Source organism: Pseudomonas parakoreensis, assembly GCF_021602155.1.
GTDB lineage: Bacteria > Pseudomonadota > Gammaproteobacteria > Pseudomonadales > Pseudomonadaceae > Aquipseudomonas > Aquipseudomonas parakoreensis.
Genome location: NZ_BQHY01000006.1, coordinates 297,855 through 316,984 on the forward strand (window position 1 = coordinate 297,855; position 19,130 = coordinate 316,984).

The window sequence follows — 19,130 nt, forward strand, 5'->3', positions numbered from 1 at the left end:
GGGAATTATACGCTCGCCGAAACGACTGGCGTCGCAGTGACTCGCCAGTCATCGCCAACCGCGCGGATTTCAGTGATTTTCAGCTCCGGAGCGTCCTTCATATAGGCCAGCGGCCAGTCCAGCAGCGGCCGCGCCGTGGAACCGAGAAACTTGCCGGCGATGAAGATCACGAACTCGTCGACCAGACCACGCTGCGCGAACGCGCCGGCCAGACGCGGGCCGGCCTCGACCAGCACTTCGTTGACGCCACGGTTGGCCAGTTCGATGAGCAGTTGATGCAGATCGACCTGACCGTCATCACCCGGCACAATCAGGCATTCCGGGCCATTGGCGTATTGCTCTTCGACCGCCATGCAGGTGGCGACCAGCGCCGGGCCGGCCTTGAAGAATGGCGCATCCAGCGGCACCCGCAGACGCCCATCGATCAGCACCCGCAGCGGCGGACGGCTCATGGCCTGTGCCGTTTGTTCCGCATCCAGACCCAGTTCGTCGGCGCGCACGGTCAGGCGCGCACCGTCGGCCAGCACGGTGTCGGCCCCGGTCAGCACCACAGCAGCCTGCGCGCGCAGACGCTGCACGGCGGAACGCGCAGCCGGGCCGGTGATCCATTGGCTTTCGCCACTGTCCATCGCCGTACGACCGTCGAGACTCATGGCCAGCTTGACCCGCACGAACGGCAAGCCGTGTTCCATGCGCTTCAGAAAACCTTGATTGAGTTGACGTGCTTCGGCTTCCAGCACGCCGCTTTCGGTGGCGATGCCGGCATCGGCCAGGCGCTGCAAGCCACGTCCGGCGACCTGCGGATTCGGATCGCGCATCGCGGCGACCACCCGGGCAACTCCGGCATTTACCAGCGCATCGGCGCACGGCGGCGTGCGGCCATGGTGGCTGCACGGTTCGAGGGTCACGTAAGCCGTGGCGCCCCGGGCCAGCTCACCGGCTGCGCGCAAGGCGTGGACTTCAGCGTGGGGTTCACCGGCACGCTCGTGAAAGCCTTCGCCGACAATCTGCCTGTCCTTGACGATCACGCAGCCAACCCGGGGATTGGGATGGGTGGTGTAGTGGCCCTTGCGCGCCAGTTCCAGCGCGCGGGCCATGAAACGGGCGTCAAGGATCGCCTGCTCGGCGGCGCTGGTCATTCTTTCACCGGTTCGCGGGCAAGGCGGTCGATCTCTTCGCGGAATTCGTTGAGGTCCTGAAAGCGTCGGTATACCGAAGCGAAACGGATATAGGCGACTTCATCAAGCTTTTGCAGCTCGGCCATCACCAGTTCGCCGACCACGAGGGATTTGACCTCGCGCTCGCCGGTGGCGCGCAGCTTGTGCTTGATGTGGACCAGGGAGGATTCGAGACGCTCGACGCTCACCGGACGTTTCTCCAGCGCGCGTTGCATGCCGGCGCGGAGTTTTTCTTCGTCGAACGGTTGGCGGCTGCCATCGGTTTTGATCAGGCGCGGCAACACCAGTTCGGCCGTCTCGAATGTCGTGAAACGTTCGCCGCAGGCCAGGCATTCACGCCGGCGGCGCACCTGTTCGCCCTCGGCGACCAGACGCGAGTCGATGACCTTGGTGTCGTTGGCACCGCAGAAGGGACAGTGCATGGTGGCTGGCAACAAAAAAAGGGAGGGCCATGGTAGCGCATCCCGGTGGCAAGACAAGCCATAGGGTTTGCGGTATACAGACTGCCATGATCGTTTGATCCACGGATTTCATTTTCTGGAGCTGCCAATGTCGCTACGACCGCTCGTTTTGCTCAGTCTTTTCGCCCTGCTGGTGGCCTGCGGTAGCGATAAACCCAAACCGCAACCGCCAACACCAGGCCCGGCGCCGCAACAGGCGCAGAAAAAAGCCAAAGAAGCCGCCGACCTGGGTCCGCTGCCTGCCTATCAACGGGAACTGAGCGGTACCCTGCAAGGCGTGCCGGCCGGAGCCGAAGTCGAACTGGCGCTGCTGGTGATCGATGAAAAATCGCGTCCGCAACAATTGCTCGCCAGTTCCAGCCTGATTGGCAACAACCAGATCCTGCCGTTCCGCCTGCGCTTCAATCCGGAGTCATTTCCGGCCGGCGCACGGGTTGAGCTGCGCGGTCGTGCCACGCAGTCCGGCCAGTTGATCCTGCACCTGCCGTCGCAAACCATCACCCAGCCGACCACTCAGGCGCTGGGCCAGCTGCAATTTGTCAAAGCACCATGATCGTACCGCTCGAGCTGCAACAGGCGCTGGGTGAATTGCTCGGTGATGCGCGGCTCAAGGCCTGCGGATTGCCGGGCACCGATTTGCAGTTGTGGCTGATCGACGGCGACAACATGGATCGTGAATTCAGCCCGGATGAAACCCGGCGCATCCTCCACGAACCGCCCTACTGGAGTTTCTGCTGGGCCAGCGGCCTGGCGGTGGCGCGTTATCTGGCGGAGTTTCCCGAGTGGGTGCGTGGCAAGCGGGTGCTGGATTTCGGCGCCGGCTCCGGGATCGCCGCGATTGCGGCGGTCAAGGCCGGGGCGTTGGAAGTGGTGGCCTGTGATCTGGATCCGCTGGCGATTGCTGCGTGTCGGGCCAACGCTGAACTCAATGATGTGCAGATGAGTTATTCGACGGACTTCTTTGCCGAGGCTGATCGCTTTGATCTGATTCTGGTGGCGGACGTGCTCTACGACCGCGAGAACCTGCCGCTACTCGATGCATTTCTCAGCCGTGGCCGTGAGGCGCTGGTGGCGGATTCGCGGGTTCGGGACTTTCGTCATCCGCTGTATGAGCGGATCGAAATGCTTGAGGCGATGACCTTGCCGGATCTGGCGGAGCCGGAAGAGTTCAGACATGTCAGTCTTTACCATGCGCGGCGCTAACCAAAAGCATCGCGGGCAAGCCCGCTCCCACAGTGACCGAGTCGAACCAACATTTCTTCTACGACACAGAATCCTGTGGGAGCTGGCTTGCCAGCGATGGCGTCCTGCCTAGCGGTACACCTCTCAAATCTGCCCCGCTTCCGGCCACACCCCGCCAAGCCGTATAGTTGCCCCATCCACGCTTTTACGAGATCCCCCATGAGTCAGCAAACGCCGTACATCTTCGACGCCACGACTGCCGATTTCGACCAGTCGGTGATCGAAGCTTCCTTCAACAAACCGGTGCTGGTGGATTTCTGGGCCGAATGGTGTGCGCCGTGCAAGGCGTTGATGCCGATGCTGCAAGGTATTGCCGAGAGCTATCAGGGCGAACTGCTGCTGGCCAAGGTCAACTGTGACATCGAACAGGACATCGTCGCCCGCTTCGGCATTCGCAGCCTGCCGACCGTGGTGCTGTTCAAGGACGGCCAACCGGTCGACGGTTTTGCCGGTGCGCAGCCGGAGTCGGCCGTGCGTGCCCTGCTCGAACCGCATGTGCAGATGCCGCCGCCGGCCGCCGCCGATCCGTTCGAACAGGCTCAGGCACTGTTCGATGAAGGTCGTTACGCGGAAGCAGAAGCCGCACTGGTGGTGATGCTCACCGAAGACAACAGCAACGCCAAAGCGCTGATCCTCTACGCCCGCTGCCTGACCGAACGCGGCGAACTGGGTGAGGCGCAAACCGTGCTCGACGCAGTCAAGAGCGATGAGCACAAGGCTGCACTGGCCGGCGCCAAAGCGCAGATCAAATTCCTTGGCCTGGCCCGCGACCTGCCGGATGCCGCCGACCTCAAGGCGCGCCTTGCACAGAACCCGCAGGACGACGAAGCGGTGTATCAACTGGCGATCCAGCAACTGGCGCGTCAGCAATACGAAGCGGCGCTGGAGGCCTTGCTCAAGCTGTTCATCCGTAACCGCAGCTACGGTGAGGGTCTGCCGCACAAGACCTTGCTGCAGGTGTTCGAACTGTTGGGCAATGATCATCCGCTGGTGACTGCATACCGCCGTAAGGTGTTTGCTGCGCTTTATTAACATCAAAAGATCGCAGCCTGCGGCAGCTCCTACAGGTTCATCCGCAAAACATGGATGAAACTGTAGGAGCTGCCGCAGGCTGCGATCTTTTTCGTTTCACTCGATCCAACTGTAAAGCGGTGTATCGCCGCCGCTCGCCACTTTCACCTGTGAACTGTGGCGCAAGCGCACCAGCAGGCGCTTGCCCGCCGAGGCGCTGCCGGTCAGCCCCTCAAGTTGCTCCAGCAGATCCGGCCCGCTGAGCTGCCCGGCCTTGCGCAACAGATCCTGCGCAACCTGCCACAACGCATCGTCCTGGTTGAGCGGTTTCGCTACCGGCGCGCTCAATGCCGCTTCAGGCTGATCACCCTGCGGCTGCGCGCCAAGGGCTGCGCCGAGCTTCGCCCAATCACTGTCATCCAGCTCCACCGTCAAATCCACCGGCGTCGCGCCAACGGTTCCGCGTATCCGCAACATCTGCTTCGCTCCTGCACATTTCTGACCTGCATGCTCCCACGGGACTTGTGCAACGCCAAGCGCACGGGCAAACTCTGCGCACTTTCGTTATAAGATTACATAACAAACTCTTCACTTTACTTCCCGGAGACCGCCATGCGTCGTCTGCTCCTCGCTTTGCCGTTTGCCCTGTTGCCGCTGGCCATCGCCCATGCCGCCGATGAGCACGATCACGACCACGAGCACGGCAGCCTCGGTGCCCACGAACATGGCGTCGGCCGCCTGAACGCCGCACTCGACGGCCAGACTCTGGAGCTGGAACTGGAAAGCCCGGCGATGAACCTGGTGGGTTTCGAACATGCCGCCACCAGCGACGCCGACAAGGCCAAGGTCGCCGCCGCCCGCGCCAAACTGGAAAACCCGCTGGCGCTGTTCAGCCTGCCGGCCGCCGCCGGTTGCAAAGTCACCAGCCAGGAACTGGAAAGTCCGCTGTTCGGCGACAAGCCGGCTGCCGACGAGCATGACGATGATGACCACGACGAAGATGCCAAGGGTGGTGAAGCGCATCACCACGATCACAGCGAAATCCACGCCCACTATCAATTCAGCTGCGCGGCCCCGGGTGCTCTGAAGACCCTGGATCTGGCGAACCTCTTCAATACCTTCCCGGCGACCCAGAAAATTCAGGTACAACTGATCGGCCCGAGCGGCCAGCAAGGCACCGAAGTGACCGCCAAGGCTGCCGCCCTGAAATTCTGATTGCCTGAAATATCCCCTGTAGGAGCTGCCGAAGGCTGCGATCTTTTGATCTTGCCTTTTAAAAACAGGATCAAAAGATCGCAGCCTTCGGCAGCTCCTACACGGGCCCGTGATCAAACATGAAACTGGTGCCATGACCCAAGCACTCATCGAACTGTCCGACCTGGGCTTCAACTGGCCCGGCCACCCGCCGCTGCTGGACATCCCGACGTTTCGCCTGGAGCCCGGCGAAACCCTGTTCCTCAAAGGCCCCAGCGGCAGTGGCAAGACCACCCTGCTCGGCCTGCTCGGTGGCGTGCAGAAGCCCGGGCGCGGCAGCATTCGCCTGCTCGGCCAGGAACTGACCGAACTCGGTGCCGGCGCCCGCGACCGCTTTCGTGTCGATCACACCGGCTACATCTTCCAGCAATTCAACCTGCTGCCGTTTCTTTCGGTGCGCGAGAACGTCGAGTTGCCCTGCCACTTCTCCAGGCTGCGTGCCGAGCGGGCGAAACAGCGTCACGGCAGCGTCGACCAGGCTGCCGCCACCCTGCTCGCCCACCTGGGTCTGAAGGATGAAAGCATCCTCGGCCGTCGCGCCGATTCGCTGTCGATCGGTCAGCAGCAACGGGTCGCCGCCGCTCGTGCGTTGATCGGCCAGCCGGAACTGGTGATCGCCGACGAACCGACCTCGGCGCTGGATTACGACGCCCGGGAAAACTTCATTCGTCTGTTGTTCGCCGAATGCCGCGAGGCCGGCTCCAGCCTGTTGTTCGTCAGCCACGACCAGAGCCTGGCGCCGCTGTTCGACCGTCACCTGTCCCTGGCCGAGCTCAATCGCGCCGCCACGTCTGCCGAGGTCTGAGATGTATCTGTTTCGTCTGGCCATGGCCAGCCTGGCCAACCGCCGCTTCACCGCCCTGCTCACCGCGTTCGCCATTGCCCTGTCAGTGTGCCTGTTGCTCGCGGTCGAGCGCGTGCGCACCGAGGCCAAAGCCAGTTTCGCCAGCACCATCAGCGGCACCGACCTGATCGTCGGCGCCCGCTCCGGTTCGGTGAACCTGCTGCTGTACTCGGTGTTCCGCATCGGCAACGCGACCAACAACATTCGCTGGGACAGCTTCGAACACTTCGCCAGCAACCCGAAAGTGAAGTGGGCGATCCCGATGTCCCTCGGCGACTCCCATCGCGGCTACCGGGTGATGGGCACCACCGAAGCCTATTTCGAGCATTACCAGTACGGTCGTCAGCAACATCTGGAACTGGCCGACGGCCGTGCCTTCGCCACCGACCCGTTCGAAGTGGTGCTCGGCGCCGAAGTCGCCGAAGCGCTGCATTACAAGCTCGGCGACCAACTGGTGCTGGCCCACGGCGTAGCGGCGATCAGTCTGGTCAAGCACGATGACAAACCGTTCACCGTGGTCGGCATTCTCAAGCGCACCGGCACGCCAGTAGATCGCACGCTGCACATCAGCCTCGGCGGTATGGAGGCGATTCACATCGACTGGCACAACGGCGTGCCGGCACGCGGCAACGGCCGAATCACGGCGGATCAGGCACGCAACATGGATCTGACGCCACAGGCGATCACCGCGTTCATGCTCGGCCTCAACAGCAAGATTTCCACCTTCGCCCTGCAACGCGAGATCAATGAATACCGGGGCGAGCCAATGCTGGCGATCCTCCCGGGCGTGGCTTTGCAGGAGCTGTGGAGCCTGATGAGCACCGCTGAAAAGGCCCTGTTTGTGGTCTCGCTGTTCGTGGTGCTGACCGGGTTGATCGGCATGCTCACGGCGATTCTCACCAGCCTTAACGAGCGCCGCCGGGAGATGGCGATTTTGCGTTCGGTCGGTGCGCGACCGTGGCACATCGCAAGTCTGCTGGTGCTGGAAGCTTTCGCGCTGGCACTGACCGGCGTAATCGCCGGACTGGCGTTGCTGTACCTCGGCATCGCCGCCGCGCAGGGTTACGTACAGGCCAATTACGGGCTGTATCTGCCGCTGGCGTGGCCGAGCGAGTATGAATGGACGCTGCTCGGTGGCATTCTGGCGGCCGCGCTGCTGATGGGCAGCGTGCCGGCCTGGCGCGCGTATCGCCAATCCCTGGCCGATGGCCTGTCGATCCGTTTATGAGGATGTTCACCATGCCCCGCGCTGTGCTTGCGCTGCTGTTGCTGGTCGCCCTGCCCGTGTGGGCAGCGGCACCGAAAGACCTGACCTGGTCGGAGATGATCCCGCCGGACGCCGCGCCGGAAGTGCCGAACATGACGCCGTTGCACGACCTGTCGAAGATGGGCGACGCGCTCTCCGCCGAGTCGGCGCCAGCGGCGAAACAGGACATGCCCAACGCGCCGGTAGTGCAAAGTCTCGATGGGCAGAACATCCGCCTGCCGGGCTACATCGTGCCGCTGGAAGTCAATGAAGAAGGACGCACCACCGACTTCCTGCTGGTGCCGTACTTCGGCGCCTGCATCCACGTGCCGCCACCGCCGTCAAACCAGATCGTGCATGTGAAAAGCGAGCTGGGCGTGAAGCTCGACGAGCTGTATCAGCCGTACTGGGTCGAGGGGCCATTGCAGGTCAAGGCATCCACCAGCGAACTGGCCGATGCCGGGTATCAGATGGCGGCGGACAAGATTTATGTGTATGAGCTGCCGGAGTAGTTCCGGCACTTCTGTGATGTTTTTAATGGCCCCTTCGCTGGCAAGCCAGCTCCCACAGTGATCGAGTCGTTCACCCATTTTTTGAACACCAACGAAACCTGTGGGAGCTGGCTTGCCAGCGAAGGGGCCGGCCAAGGTTCCACAAAAAACCGGGGCATCACTGTTTCATTGAGCTGAGTCAAAAGACCGTATCAGTTGGCTTCATACCATAGGACATCAGACATTTTTAACGTCCTTTTGGAGCTCCCATGAACAAGTCCTTGCTCAGCGCCTCGCTGTTTGCAGTCGCGCTCGCAGCCCCGCTCGCCCACGCCCACGAAGCCGGTGACATCATCGTTCGCGCCGGTGCGATTACCGTCAACCCGAAGGCCGACAGCTCCAGCGTCAAAGTCGATCAGGGTCCGTTGAGCGGCACCAACCTGGGCGGCAAGGCGACCATGAGCAGCGACACCCAACTGGGTCTGAACTTCGCCTACATGCTGACCAACAACATCGGGATCGAGTTGCTGGCGGCCTCGCCGTTCGAGCATGACGTGAAGATCAAAGGCACCGCGCTGCCAGCGGCCAACGGCAAACTCGGCACCCTGAAACACCTGCCGCCCACCCTCAGCGTCGTGTACTACCCGCTGGATGCGAAATCGCCGTTCCAGCCTTACATCGGTGGCGGCATCAACTACACCTGGATCTACGACGAGCACGTCGGCAGCGAAGCCCAGTCCAACGGCTTCAGCAACTTCAAAGCGAAAAACTCCTGGGGCCTGGCCTGGCAGGTCGGCGCCGACTACATGCTGACCGACAACATCATGCTCAACGCCCAGGTGCGCTACATCGACATCGATACTCGCGCCACCGTCGAGAACAACGCCGTGGCACCGGGTACCCGGGCCAAGGTGAATGTTGATGTCGATCCGTTTGTGTACATGGTGGGTCTGGGCTACAAGTTCTAAGGCAGATTCAACCAGGAACGTTCACGTGGTGGTGAATGAGGCTTTGGGTGAGCAGGCTTAGAACTGACGACGATCACTTCGTGATCGATCGGGGATAAATCCCCTCGCCACAGGATTAGCGACACATTCCGGCCGTGAAAAAGGCGCCTGTCAAAAGGCGCCTTTTTCATGTCTGCGATAAACCTATTTGCCCAGCAACCGCGCCAGCCCCACACGCATCGGCGTCGGCTCTGGCAGCTTGAAACGTTGCAGCAAACGCGCGTTGTTCGCCCGCGAATGACGGATGTCGCCGGCGCGCGCCGGGCCATAGCTGACCGGTGGCAGTTCGCCGACCACTTCCTGCAGCGTTTGCAACATCTGCTTGAGGTTCATCGCCTGATTCCAGCCGACGTTCATCGCGCCCACTTCCACTTCAGGCTTGTCGATTGCCTGCACCAGCACGTCGACCAGATCCTCGACATAGAGGAAATCGCGGGTCTGCTCGCCATCGCCGAACACGGTGATCGGCAGACCTTTCTGCGCCCGCTCGCTGAAGATGCTGATGACCCCGGAATACGGCGAGGACGGATCCTGGCGTGGGCCGAAGATGTTGAAGAAGCGGAAGATCACCGGCTCCAGACCATGCTGGCGACGATAGAAATCGAAGTAGTGTTCGCCGGCCAGTTTGTCCGAGGCATACGGAGTCAGCGGGGCCTTTGGCGTGTCTTCGTCAATCGACTCGCCTTCGCCATTGTTGCCGTATACCGCTGCGCTCGACGCGTAGAGCACACGCTTGACCCCGGCCTGGCGCATGGCTTCGCAGACATTCAGGGTGCCGATGAAATTGCTCTGGTGCGTCTTCACCGGATCGTCCACCGACGCCTGCACCGAAGCGACTGCCGCCAAATGCGCAACGGCGCTGCAGCCTTGCATGGCTTGCGCGACCAGCGCGGCATCGGCGACGTCACCGACGATCAGTTCGACCTTCGGGTTGTCCAGCGGCAGGTTGGCGCGTTTGCCGGTCGACAGATCATCGAGAATCCGCACCGAATGGCCGGTGGCGAGCAATGCATCCGTCAGGTGCGAGCCGATGAAACCGGCGCCGCCGGTGATTAAAACAGGGCCTTCAGCCATGACGATAAAACCTATCCAGTAAAGCCGGGAGTGCGGCGCGCCAGGCGCGAGGCTTGATCCCGAAAGTGTGCAGAATTTTCTTGCAGGCGAGGACCGCGTGCTGCGGTTCCTCGGCGGCATCCGGCCGCGCGGCATGGGCCTGAGCGGTCGGCGCTTCGATCGCCAGCGGATGCAGGCTGCGTGCTTCGGTCAGAATCGCCTGACCGAGCGCCAGCGGTGTGGTCGCCTCGTGGCCGGCGTAATGGTAAGTGCCCCACAGCGGCGCCGCGCAATCGAGTTGCTTGAGCACCGAAATGATCACTCGCGCCGCATCGTCCACCGGGGTCGGATTGCCCCGGCGATCATCGGCCATCAGCAATTCATCCGGCTGTTCGGCGCGGGCGAGGAAGCGTCCGAGGGTGCCTTCAGGGCTGTCGTCGAGCAGCCAGCCGAAGCGCAGCAACACATGTTGCGGGCAGGTCGCGCGGACACTTTGCTCGATGCGCCACAGCGCCTGGCCGCGCAGGCCCAGCGGCACCGGCTCGTCTTTTTCGCTGTAGGCAGTCGCCCGCGAACCGTCAAACACCCGGTAACTGGACGGTTGCACAAGAATGATGTTGTGGTGCTGGCACAGTTCGGCCAGCCGCTCGATGGCGCGTTCCTGGCCGGCAAGACGGCTTTCGCTGACCGTCTCGGCCTGGAACCAGTCGAAATAGTAGGCGAGGTTGATCAACGCATCCGGACGGGTATCGTCGAGCAGTTGCGTCAGGCTCGCGGCATCCCAGCCGTCTTCTGGCGGGCGGGGGGCGAGGAAACCGATGTCTTCTTCCGCACCGAGGCGAATCAGCGCCTGCCCAAGGGCATTTCCGCCGCCCAGTAACATAAGGCGCATTCGCATAGAGTCAGCAGGCCCAGTCTGATTGGAACGATGGCTTTAGCGACGGTGCGGGTGACACCGTCATCGATAATTGCCGGAATCGTTGCATTTTGCGGGTTTAGTGCGCAACCGTCACCCGTAAAGTGTAGATCGCCGGGAATTGTGCTGAATCAACTGGCTCCATCGCTGGCAATCCAGCGCCCACAGGGTTCAGTGTTGATTGCCGAACTTTTGAACAACAACAAACACTGTGGGAGCTGGCTGGCCAGCGATGAGGCCCTGATGAACAGCGCAGATCCCCCAGCGGTACTTGCATCTTGCCGCCCCCACCCGCATAACTTGAGCATGAATCTGCCCATCCCCAAGGACGCCGCCCTGGCTGGCTTTCACCCCGCCGTCAGCGCCTGGTTCAGCAGCACCTTCCCGTCGGTCACCGCCGCCCAGGCCCGCGCATGGCCATTGATCCGCCAGCGCCGCTCGACGCTGATCGCCGCGCCCACCGGCTCCGGTAAAACCCTCACCGCGTTTCTCGCGGTGCTCGACGACCTCGTCCACCGTGGCCTGGAAAACCCCGAGGGCCTGCCCGACGAAACCCTGGTGGTCTACGTTTCACCGCTCAAGGCGCTGTCCAACGACATCCGCATCAACCTGCAAAATCCGCTGGCCGGAATTACCGAGCAGTTGCGCCAGATGGGCCTGGCCGAATTGCACATCACCACGGCGGTGCGCACCGGCGACACGCCACAGAAAGACCGCGCCGCCATGCGCAAAAGTGCGCCGCACATTCTGGTAACCACGCCGGAATCGCTGTACGTGCTGCTCGGCTCCGAATCCGGACGCAAAATGCTCGGCAGCACACGCACGGTGATCATCGATGAGATCCACGCCATCGCGGCTGGCAAACGCGGCAGTCATCTGGCGCTGAGCCTCGAGCGCCTGCAGGCGCTGTGCGCCGAACCCTTGACCCGCATCGGTTTGTCCGCCACACAAAAGCCGATCGAGGCCGTGGCGCGGTTTCTGGTCGGGACTGATCGCCCCTGCGAGATCATCGACATCGGCCACGCTCGCCCCCGAGACCTCGGCATCGAAGTGCCGCCGGTGCCGTTGTCGGCAGTGATGGCCAACGATGTTTGGGAACTGGTTTATGACCGGCTCGCCGAACTGGCCCGCGAACATCGCACCACGCTGATTTTCGTCAATACCCGGCGCCTGGCCGAACGCCTGAGCCGACACCTCAGCGAACGCCTTGGCAAACACGCCGTCGCCGCGCACCACGGCAGCCTGGCCAAGGAATCCCGCCTCGACGCCGAACAGCGGCTCAAGCGCGGCGAGCTGCAAGTGCTGATCGCCACCGCTTCGCTGGAATTGGGCATCGATATCGGTGAAGTCGACCTGGTCTGCCAAATATCCTCGCCACGTTCGATTGCCGGGTTTCTGCAAAGAGTCGGGCGCTCCGGGCACCAGGTTGGCGGCACGCCCAAGGGCCGCTTGTTCGCCACCACCCGCGACGACCTGATCGAGTGCGCCGCGCTGCTCGACTGCGTGCGCCGTGGCGAACTCGACACCCTGCACATCCCCGAAGCGCCGCTGGATGTACTGGCGCAGCAGATCATCGCCGAAGTCAGTTGTCAGGAGTGGCCCGAAGACGCTTTGCTCGCGCTGTTCCGCCAAGCCTCGCCGTACCGCGATCTCGACGAGAAACACTATCAGGCGCTGCTGACCATGCTCGCCGAAGGCTACAACGGTCGTCAGGGCATCCGCAGCGCCTACTTGCACCGCGACGCCGTCAGCCGCACCCTGCGTGGCCGTCGCGGCGCGCAACTGACCGCCGTGACCAGTGGCGGCACCATCCCCGACAATGCCGACTACAGCGTGTTGCTCGAACCGCAGGGTCTGAACATCGGCAGCGTCAATGAAGACTTCGCCGTGGAAAGCATCGCCGGTGATGTGTTCCAGCTCGGCAACACCTCCTACCGCATCCTGCGGGTTGAAACCGGCAAGGTGCGGGTCGAGGATGCCCAGGGCCAGCCGCCGACCATTCCGTTCTGGCTCGGCGAAGCCCCGGGGCGCAGCGATGAATTGTCGGCGGCGGTGGCGCGCCTGCAAGCGACTCTCGACCTGTTGCTGGGCGCCAGCCCCGGCGATCTGCAACCGGCGCTCGACTGGCTGACCGCAACCCTCGGCCTGAACCGTGCCAGCGCCGAACAACTGGTGGAGTATCTCGCCCGCGCTCGCCTGACCCTCGGCGCCCTGCCCTCGCAGGACACACTGCTGATGGAGCGTTTTTTCGATGAGTCCGGCGGTACTCAGTTGATCATCCATTCACCGTTCGGCAGCCGCATCAACCGCGCCTGGGGCCTGGCCTTGCGCAAGCGTTTCTGCCGCACGTTCAACTTCGAGTTGCAGGCAGCCGCCAGCGAAGACGCGATTGTCCTGTCGCTGTCCACCAGCCACAGTTTCGAACTGGATGATGTCTGGCGGTACCTGCACAGCAACAGCGCCGAGCACATCCTGATTCAGGCGATTCTCGACGCGCCGCTGTTCGGCGTGCGCTGGCGCTGGAATGCCGGCGTGGCCCTGGCGTTGCCGCGTTTTACCGGCGGGCGCAAAGTCGCGCCGCAGTTGCAGCGGATGAAAAGCGAAGACCTGATCGCCAGCGTGTTCCCCGATCAGATCGCCTGCCTGGAAAACCTAGCCGGCGAGCGGGAGGTTCCCGAGCATCCGCTGGTGGAACAGACCCTCGACGATTGCCTGCACGAGGCCATGGACAGCGACGGCTGGCTCACGCTGCTGCGGCGCATGGAGCGTGGCGAGGTGCGGTTGATCAGCCGCGATCTGCCGGCACCCTCGCCGCTCGCGGCGGAAATTCTCAGTGCGCGACCGTACAGCTTTCTCGACGATGCACCGCTGGAAGAACGCCGCACCCAAGCGGTGATCAACCGACGCTGGAGCGATCCGCAATCCACCGATGATCTCGGGGCACTGGACGCCGACGCCATCAACGCGGTGCGCGAGGAAGCATGGCCGACGCCGGCCAACGTCGATGAAATGCACGAGGCGCTGATGAGCCTGTCCTGCGCCAGCGAGGCGGAGGCGCAGGTCAACGCCTCCTGGCGCGAATGGCTGGATACATTGACTGACAGTGGTCGAGCCTGTCGCCTGAAGCTCAACCCTCAACATTCGTTGTGGCTGGCACGCGAACGCCTGACCTGCCTGCAGGCGCTTTATCCACACGCCACGCTACACCCGCCGCAGGAGGCTCTGCCCGGCTTCAACGAGCCGTGGACCTTCGAGGACGCGCTGGTCGAAGTGGTCCGCGCACGCCTCGGTGCGTTCGGCCCGCTGCCGCTCCCGGCAATTGCCGAGCCGCTGGCGCTGCCCACTGCACAAGTAGCACAAGCGCTCGCCCGGCTGGAGCGCGAAGGCTATGTGCTGCGTGGTCATTTCACTCCGGGCGAAGCAGTTGAAGAATGGTGCGAACGGCATCTGCTGGCGCGCATTCATCGCTACACGGTCAAGCGTCTGCGCCGGGAAATCGAGCCGGTGGCGTTGCAGGATTTCATGCGCTTTCTGTTCGACTGGCAGCACCTGTCCGCTGCTACGCGCGGTCAGGGGCACGCGGTGCTGCCGGCGATTGTCGGCCAGTTCGAAGGTTACCCGGCAGCGGCTTCGGCGTGGGACAGCGACCTTCTCCCGGCGCGCCTGAAAGATTATTCGCCGAGCTGGCTTGATGAGCTGTGTCGCAACGGCAAACTGGTGTGGACGCGCCTCAGCGCCCGACAGAAAGTCAGCGGCACGGCGTTGCGCAGTACGCCGATTGTGCTGCTGCCGCGCAGTCAGGTCGGCTTGTGGGGTGCGCTGGCCGAGCAGACGCCGGTCAGTGAACTGTCGCCGAAAACGCAAAAGGTTTATGAGGCGCTGAGTCAGCACGGCGCGCTGTTTTTCGATGAGCTGATTCACGAGGCGCATCTGCTGCGCACCGAGCTGGAAATCGCCTTGCAGGAACTGGTCGGCGCCGGCCTGGTAAACGCCGACAGCTTCGCCGGCTTGCGCGCCTTGATCACCCCGGCGAGCAAGCGCCAGCAACGCAGCAGTCGTCGTGGGCGCGGTGCGTTTGTCGGTGGCATGGACGATGCCGGGCGCTGGGCATTGTTGCGCCGCGGGCCACGGCAGGAAAGCGCTGAGATAGCGTCACCGGAAACCCTCGAACATGTCGCCATGACGTTGCTGCGCCGCTATGGCGTGGTGTTCTGGCGCCTGCTGGAGCGCGAAGCGGATTGGCTGCCGAGCTGGCGCGAATTGCTGCGCACGTTTCATCGGCTGGAAGCCCGTGGCGAGATACGCGGCGGGCGCTTTGTCAGTGGTCTGGCGGGGGAGCAGTTTGCCTTGCCGGAGGCGATTCCATTGCTGCGCGAGGTTCGGCGCCGGGCGCATGACGGCAGTCTGGTTGCGGTGTGCGGGGTTGATCCGCTGAACCTGGCAGGGACGTTGTTGCCAGGGGCGAAAGTGCCGGCACTGGTGAGTAATCGGCTGGTGTATCAAGATGGTTTGCCGGTTGCTGCCGAGATTGCCGGCAAGCAGGTGTTCTGGACTGAGCTGGATCAGGTAATCATGGAGCAGGTGCGCAGCAAGCTGATCCGGCATTGATGTCGACAGTTCCGGCCCTTTCGCGAGCAAGCTCGCTCCCACAATGATTTTTGGTGTGCCTACTATTTCAACATCACCCAGAACCCTGTGGGAGCGGGCTTGCCCGCGAAGAGGCCGGAACCCCCACTACACAATCCGCCCATCAAGTACTCGACTTTTGTGGCACCTCGCTCGCTACCCATTCCCCCTCACCCTGCCGCCTTGGCAACAAAACCTGCTGTGGATAAGTTTGCGCGAAATGCACCTCGGCGCTGTTATCCACAAGCTTTTTCAAACGCTGATTGAACGCCCGGCTCACCGCATACTGCCCGCCCGACACGGTACGGAATTGCGCGGTCAGCACTACGCCGTTCAAGTCCATCCTGTCCACGCCAAATACATCCAGCGGCCCCTGCAGGTTGTACTTGAGGAACGGGTCTTCACGGATCGAATCGCCGGTCTGGCGGATCAGTTCGATGGCCTTGTCGACATCGGTGTCGTAGGTGAACTGCACCGAGAAAAACGCGAAGGCAAACTGGCGTGACTGGTTGGTGACTGCCTTGATCTGACCGAACGGCACCGAGTGCACAAACCCCTTGCCGTCACGCAGGCGCAGGGTGCGAATGGTCAGGCCTTCGACGGTGCCGGCATGCCCGGAATCGAGCACCACCCAGTCGCCGATCGACAGCGTGTCTTCAATGATGATGAACAGCCCGGTGATCACATCCTGCACCAGTTGTTGCGAGCCAAAACCGATGGCCAGACCGACCACCCCGGCACCGGCCAACAGTGGCGCAACGTTGATCCCGAGGTTAGCCATGGTGGTGATCGCGCAGATCACCACCAGGATGATTTTGATTGCGTTGCGCAGCAGCGGCAGGATGGTTTTCACCCGGGTGCTGGGCTGGCGCGACGAGCGTTTGCTGACCGGTGGTTTCAGCGCTTCCTGAATCGCCGTGTCGAGCACCACCCACAACAGCCAGGTGACGAGGAAGATCAGGCCGATGCTGCTCAACGCATTGCTGATCGCCCGGCCGACGGTGCTGCTCTGGGCAAAGTCGAGCAGCGAAACACCCCAGATCCGCCCGAGAATATCGATGAAAGCAATCGCAATGACGATCCGCAGCAAGGCGTGCAACAGGCTGAGAAAGCGTTCCTTGTAAGCGCTGCTGCGCTGGATCGCTTCGGCTTTGCGCGACTTGAACAGGTGCTGGAGGATGGTGCTGAGGAACACCGTGCCGATCAGCAGCACGGTGGTGAACAACGCGCAGCGCAGAGCCTTTTGATTGTCCTCGCCGATGCCGATCAGATTGACCACCGAAACGAGCACCATCAACACGATAGGCCAGTACCAGAGCCCGGAAAAAATCCGCAGTGACTCCTGCAACGACGGCTGCTTCAGGCGCTGTTCCAGTGGCCGGTTGCGAATCAGATGTGCCACCGGCCGGCGCAGGCGAATCACCAGCAGACCGAAGATGATCGAGGCGATCAGCCCGGTGAACACCGCGACGCTGCTGGTGATGTTGCCGCCCAGCTGACGGGCGATCTGCGGGCTGGTCAACGCGTCACTGAGGGCCGCGAGGAAACCGATCAGGAACAGCGGTTTCGGGCAGTAGTGGCGGATGATCCGCGCGGCAGGCCGTTTGTGCCCGACGTTGAACATCACCACCACGCACAACAACATTGAAGTGGAGAAAATACCGCTGCTGGTGGCGTACGCCAGACACAGCGCCAGCGCCCGTCCCACCGAGGCTTGCAGAAAGTGGCTGACGTACAGCGTCAGCGGCAGACAGATCAGCGCCGGCAGCGTGTACGGCAGCAGGTAGCCGACCAGGTCCTGACTGCGCTGCCGGGTCCGCAGCCAACGGCCCTGACTCAGCCGCTTGGCCAGCAGGCTGCCGAGCACGGTCAGCAGCGCAAACGCGCCGAGCCAGACGCCGGACAACATCAGGAAATCACCGGCGACGCTCCAGCCGGACCGGTTCGACGGCTGGTTGACCAGTTTGTCGACCTCGTCCGCCGCGCGGTCGGCACGCAGGCGCCAGGCATCGACCAGATGTTCATTGAGGTCGAGTTTGTCCTGCACGTCGTCGATGCTCGAACTGATCGCGCCGAGCAGACCGCCCTGCACAATCGGCTCGGGTTTGGCCGGCTCTTCAGCGGCAGCCGGAACCCCCGGCAGCGCGGCGGCTTCGAGTTCGCTGGCGCCGAGAAACAGTAGCGCTCCCAGCAGAATGGCGATCCTGAACTTGATCAAAACTGCGATCCCTCTTGGCTGAACCTTTAAGGAACTGATCGGTGAATGGCGGACAAGTTCGGTTTTTGCCTGAATAACCCCAGTGCCCACTGCATTCCCCTCACCACAGGGTTCACAGCAGACTGTGGATATTTGCGTCAGCGGCAAATATCAAATACCTGGCCCCGTATTTTTCCGCAGGAGCCAAACCCCGACACTGCGCTCCATTCAAACCTCTACCGGAGTGCTGTCATGCCCATTGCCTTGCTCGCGCTGACCCTCAGCGCCTTCGCCATCGGGACGACCGAGTTCGTCATCGTTGGCCTGTTACCCACCATCGGCGCCGACCTCGGCGTCAGTCTGCCGTCCGCCGGCCTGCTGGTCAGCCTGTATGCGCTGGGCGTTGCCATTGGCGCGCCGGTGCTGACCGCCCTGACCGGCAAAGTCCCGCGCAAACTGTTGCTGTTGTCGCTGATGGTGCTGTTCACCCTCGGCAACCTGCTGGCCTGGCTGGCGCCCAGTTATGAATCGCTGGTGCTGGCGCGGATCGTCACGGGCCTGGCGCACGGGGTGTTCTTTTCCATCGGCTCGACCATCGCCACCAGCCTGGTGCCCAAGGAAAAAGCCGCCAGCGCGATTGCGATCATGTTCACCGGCCTCACCGTGGCGCTGGTCACCGGCGTACCACTGGGCACGTTCATCGGTCAGCATTTCGGCTGGCGTGAAACCTTCCTCGCGGTCTCGGCGCTGGGTGTGATCGCCTTCATCGGCAGCCTGCTGTATGTGCCGAACAACATCGCCCACAGCAAACCGGCGTCGCTGTTGCAACAACTGCAAGTGCTGAAACAACCGCGCCTGTTGCTGGTGTACGCCATGACCGCGATCGGTTACGGCGGCTCGTTCATCGCCTTCACCTTCCTGGCGCCGATCCTGCAGGACATCTCCGGTTTCAGCGCCAGTACCGTCAGCCTGGTGCTGCTGGTGTACGGCGTCTCGGTGGCGGCCGGCAATATCTGGGGCGGCAAAATGGCGGACAAGCGTGGGCCGATCAGCGCCCTGAAAATCATCTTCGCCCTGCTCGCCGCGGTGCTGTTCGTACTGACCTTCACCGCCGGCAACCCATGGCTGGCGCTGGCCACGGTGCTGGTGTGGGGCGCGGTGGCGTTCGGCAATGTGCCGGGGCTGCAGGTGTACGTGGTGCGTCAGGCTGAACATCACACGCCGCAGGCGGTGGACGTGGCATCGGGGCTGAACATCGCGGCGTTCAACCTGGGGATTGCCGGTGGCGCATGGGGCGGCGGGCTGATCGTCGAACACCTTGGCCTGATTCACACAGCATGGATCGGCGGGCTGGTGGTGTTGGTGGCGCTCGCGCTGACGGCGTGGAGCGGGCGACTGGATCGGCTCGGCCCGACCTATGCCGAAAGCACTACGCGAGTCGTCACCGGCCACTGATCAAATAGCTGTCTCAATGATATCCCCCTGTAGGAGCTGCCGAAGGCTGCGATCTTTTGATCTTGAAAAGCAACATCAAAAGATCGCAGCCTTCGGCGGCTCTTACAGACTACCGTCCGTAACGCCGTCGAAACTTTCCCGAACCGCCC

General features: G+C 62.7%; 16 protein-coding genes. 10 read left to right on the forward strand and 6 right to left on the reverse strand.

Features of this window, described 5'->3' with window-relative positions; translation table 11 throughout:
- Nucleotides 1-5: 5 nt before the first annotated feature.
- Together ribD and nrdR are read right to left on the reverse strand one after the other, a co-directional pair.
- A complete protein-coding gene (ribD, locus tag L6D63_RS11750; RefSeq protein WP_131671524.1) occupies nucleotides 6-1,139 on the reverse strand; it encodes a bifunctional diaminohydroxyphosphoribosylaminopyrimidine deaminase/5-amino-6-(5-phosphoribosylamino)uracil reductase RibD in 1,134 nt (377 codons plus the stop codon).
- Complete coding sequence (gene nrdR, locus L6D63_RS11755) at nucleotides 1,136-1,600, reverse strand: transcriptional regulator NrdR (RefSeq protein WP_003228656.1); 465 nt, start codon at nucleotides 1,598-1,600, stop codon at nucleotides 1,136-1,138. The genes ribD and nrdR overlap by 4 nt, the downstream gene beginning before the upstream one ends.
- A 127-nt stretch (nucleotides 1,601-1,727) precedes the next feature.
- On the opposite strand from nrdR, the gene L6D63_RS11760 reads away from it, so the two are divergent.
- From L6D63_RS11760 to trxA, 3 genes are all read left to right on the forward strand, one after another.
- A complete protein-coding gene (locus L6D63_RS11760) occupies nucleotides 1,728-2,192 on the forward strand; it encodes a YbaY family lipoprotein (RefSeq protein ID WP_108183938.1) in 465 nt (154 codons plus the stop codon).
- A complete protein-coding gene (locus tag L6D63_RS11765; RefSeq protein WP_047296870.1) occupies nucleotides 2,189-2,842 on the forward strand; it encodes a class I SAM-dependent methyltransferase in 654 nt (217 codons plus the stop codon). Before L6D63_RS11760 ends, L6D63_RS11765 begins: the two co-directional genes overlap by 4 nt.
- Nucleotides 2,843-3,040: 198 nt before the next feature.
- Nucleotides 3,041-3,913 carry a thioredoxin gene (gene trxA, locus L6D63_RS11770; protein ID WP_041074494.1) on the forward strand — a complete coding sequence of 291 codons (873 nt, stop codon included), beginning with the start codon at nucleotides 3,041-3,043 and terminating at the stop codon, nucleotides 3,911-3,913.
- Nucleotides 3,914-4,009: 96 nt separating this feature from the next.
- On the opposite strand, the gene L6D63_RS11775 is transcribed toward trxA, so the two are convergent.
- Nucleotides 4,010-4,369 (reverse strand): hypothetical protein, encoded by a 360-nt coding sequence (locus L6D63_RS11775; protein WP_131671523.1) that lies wholly within the window; start codon nucleotides 4,367-4,369, stop codon nucleotides 4,010-4,012.
- A gap of 135 nt (nucleotides 4,370-4,504) precedes the next feature.
- Between L6D63_RS11775 and L6D63_RS11780 the strand changes: the two genes are divergently transcribed.
- The 5 genes from L6D63_RS11780 to L6D63_RS11800 all read left to right on the forward strand — a co-directional run bounded on the left by L6D63_RS11780 (nucleotide 4,505) and on the right by L6D63_RS11800 (nucleotide 8,695).
- Nucleotides 4,505-5,107, forward strand: coding sequence for a DUF2796 domain-containing protein (locus L6D63_RS11780; RefSeq protein ID WP_131671522.1), 603 nt, complete (start codon nucleotides 4,505-4,507; stop codon nucleotides 5,105-5,107).
- Nucleotides 5,108-5,240: 133 nt separating this feature from the next.
- The gene (locus L6D63_RS11785) at nucleotides 5,241-5,951 is read left to right on the forward strand and encodes an ABC transporter ATP-binding protein (protein WP_131671521.1); all 711 of its coding nucleotides are present in this window, start codon (nucleotides 5,241-5,243) and stop codon (nucleotides 5,949-5,951) included.
- Nucleotide 5,952: 1 nt separating this feature from the next.
- Entirely contained in the window at nucleotides 5,953-7,218 is a 1,266-nt protein-coding gene (locus L6D63_RS11790; protein WP_108183943.1) for an ABC transporter permease, read from the forward strand.
- 11 nt (nucleotides 7,219-7,229) lie between these two features.
- Nucleotides 7,230-7,748: a DUF3299 domain-containing protein gene (locus L6D63_RS11795; protein WP_047296927.1), complete on the forward strand. Its 519-nt coding sequence runs from the start codon at nucleotides 7,230-7,232 to the stop codon at nucleotides 7,746-7,748.
- Nucleotides 7,749-7,996: 248 nt separating this feature from the next.
- A complete protein-coding gene (locus L6D63_RS11800; RefSeq protein ID WP_041074487.1) occupies nucleotides 7,997-8,695 on the forward strand; it encodes an OmpW/AlkL family protein in 699 nt (232 codons plus the stop codon).
- 183 nt (nucleotides 8,696-8,878) lie between these two features.
- Here the strand turns inward: L6D63_RS11800 and L6D63_RS11805 are convergent, their stop codons facing one another.
- Both L6D63_RS11805 and L6D63_RS11810 read right to left on the reverse strand, forming a co-directional pair.
- A complete protein-coding gene (locus L6D63_RS11805; protein WP_131671520.1) occupies nucleotides 8,879-9,808 on the reverse strand; it encodes an NAD-dependent epimerase/dehydratase family protein in 930 nt (309 codons plus the stop codon).
- Nucleotides 9,801-10,685 carry a sugar nucleotide-binding protein gene (locus L6D63_RS11810; RefSeq protein WP_041074483.1) on the reverse strand — a complete coding sequence of 295 codons (885 nt, stop codon included), beginning with the start codon at nucleotides 10,683-10,685 and terminating at the stop codon, nucleotides 9,801-9,803. Before L6D63_RS11810 ends, L6D63_RS11805 begins: the two co-directional genes overlap by 8 nt.
- 324 nt (nucleotides 10,686-11,009) lie before the next feature.
- On the opposite strand from L6D63_RS11810, the gene L6D63_RS11815 reads away from it, so the two are divergent.
- A complete protein-coding gene (locus L6D63_RS11815; RefSeq protein ID WP_131671519.1) occupies nucleotides 11,010-15,311 on the forward strand; it encodes a DEAD/DEAH box helicase in 4,302 nt (1,433 codons plus the stop codon).
- A 142-nt stretch (nucleotides 15,312-15,453) separates the two neighbouring features.
- Here the strand turns inward: L6D63_RS11815 and L6D63_RS11820 are convergent, their stop codons facing one another.
- The gene (locus L6D63_RS11820; RefSeq protein WP_131671518.1) at nucleotides 15,454-17,547 is read right to left on the reverse strand and encodes a mechanosensitive ion channel family protein; all 2,094 of its coding nucleotides are present in this window, start codon (nucleotides 17,545-17,547) and stop codon (nucleotides 15,454-15,456) included.
- A gap of 231 nt (nucleotides 17,548-17,778) precedes the next feature.
- Between L6D63_RS11820 and L6D63_RS11825 the strand changes: the two genes are divergently transcribed.
- The gene (locus tag L6D63_RS11825) at nucleotides 17,779-18,981 is read left to right on the forward strand and encodes an MFS transporter (RefSeq protein ID WP_131671517.1); all 1,203 of its coding nucleotides are present in this window, start codon (nucleotides 17,779-17,781) and stop codon (nucleotides 18,979-18,981) included.
- Nucleotides 18,982-19,130 lie beyond the last annotated feature (149 nt).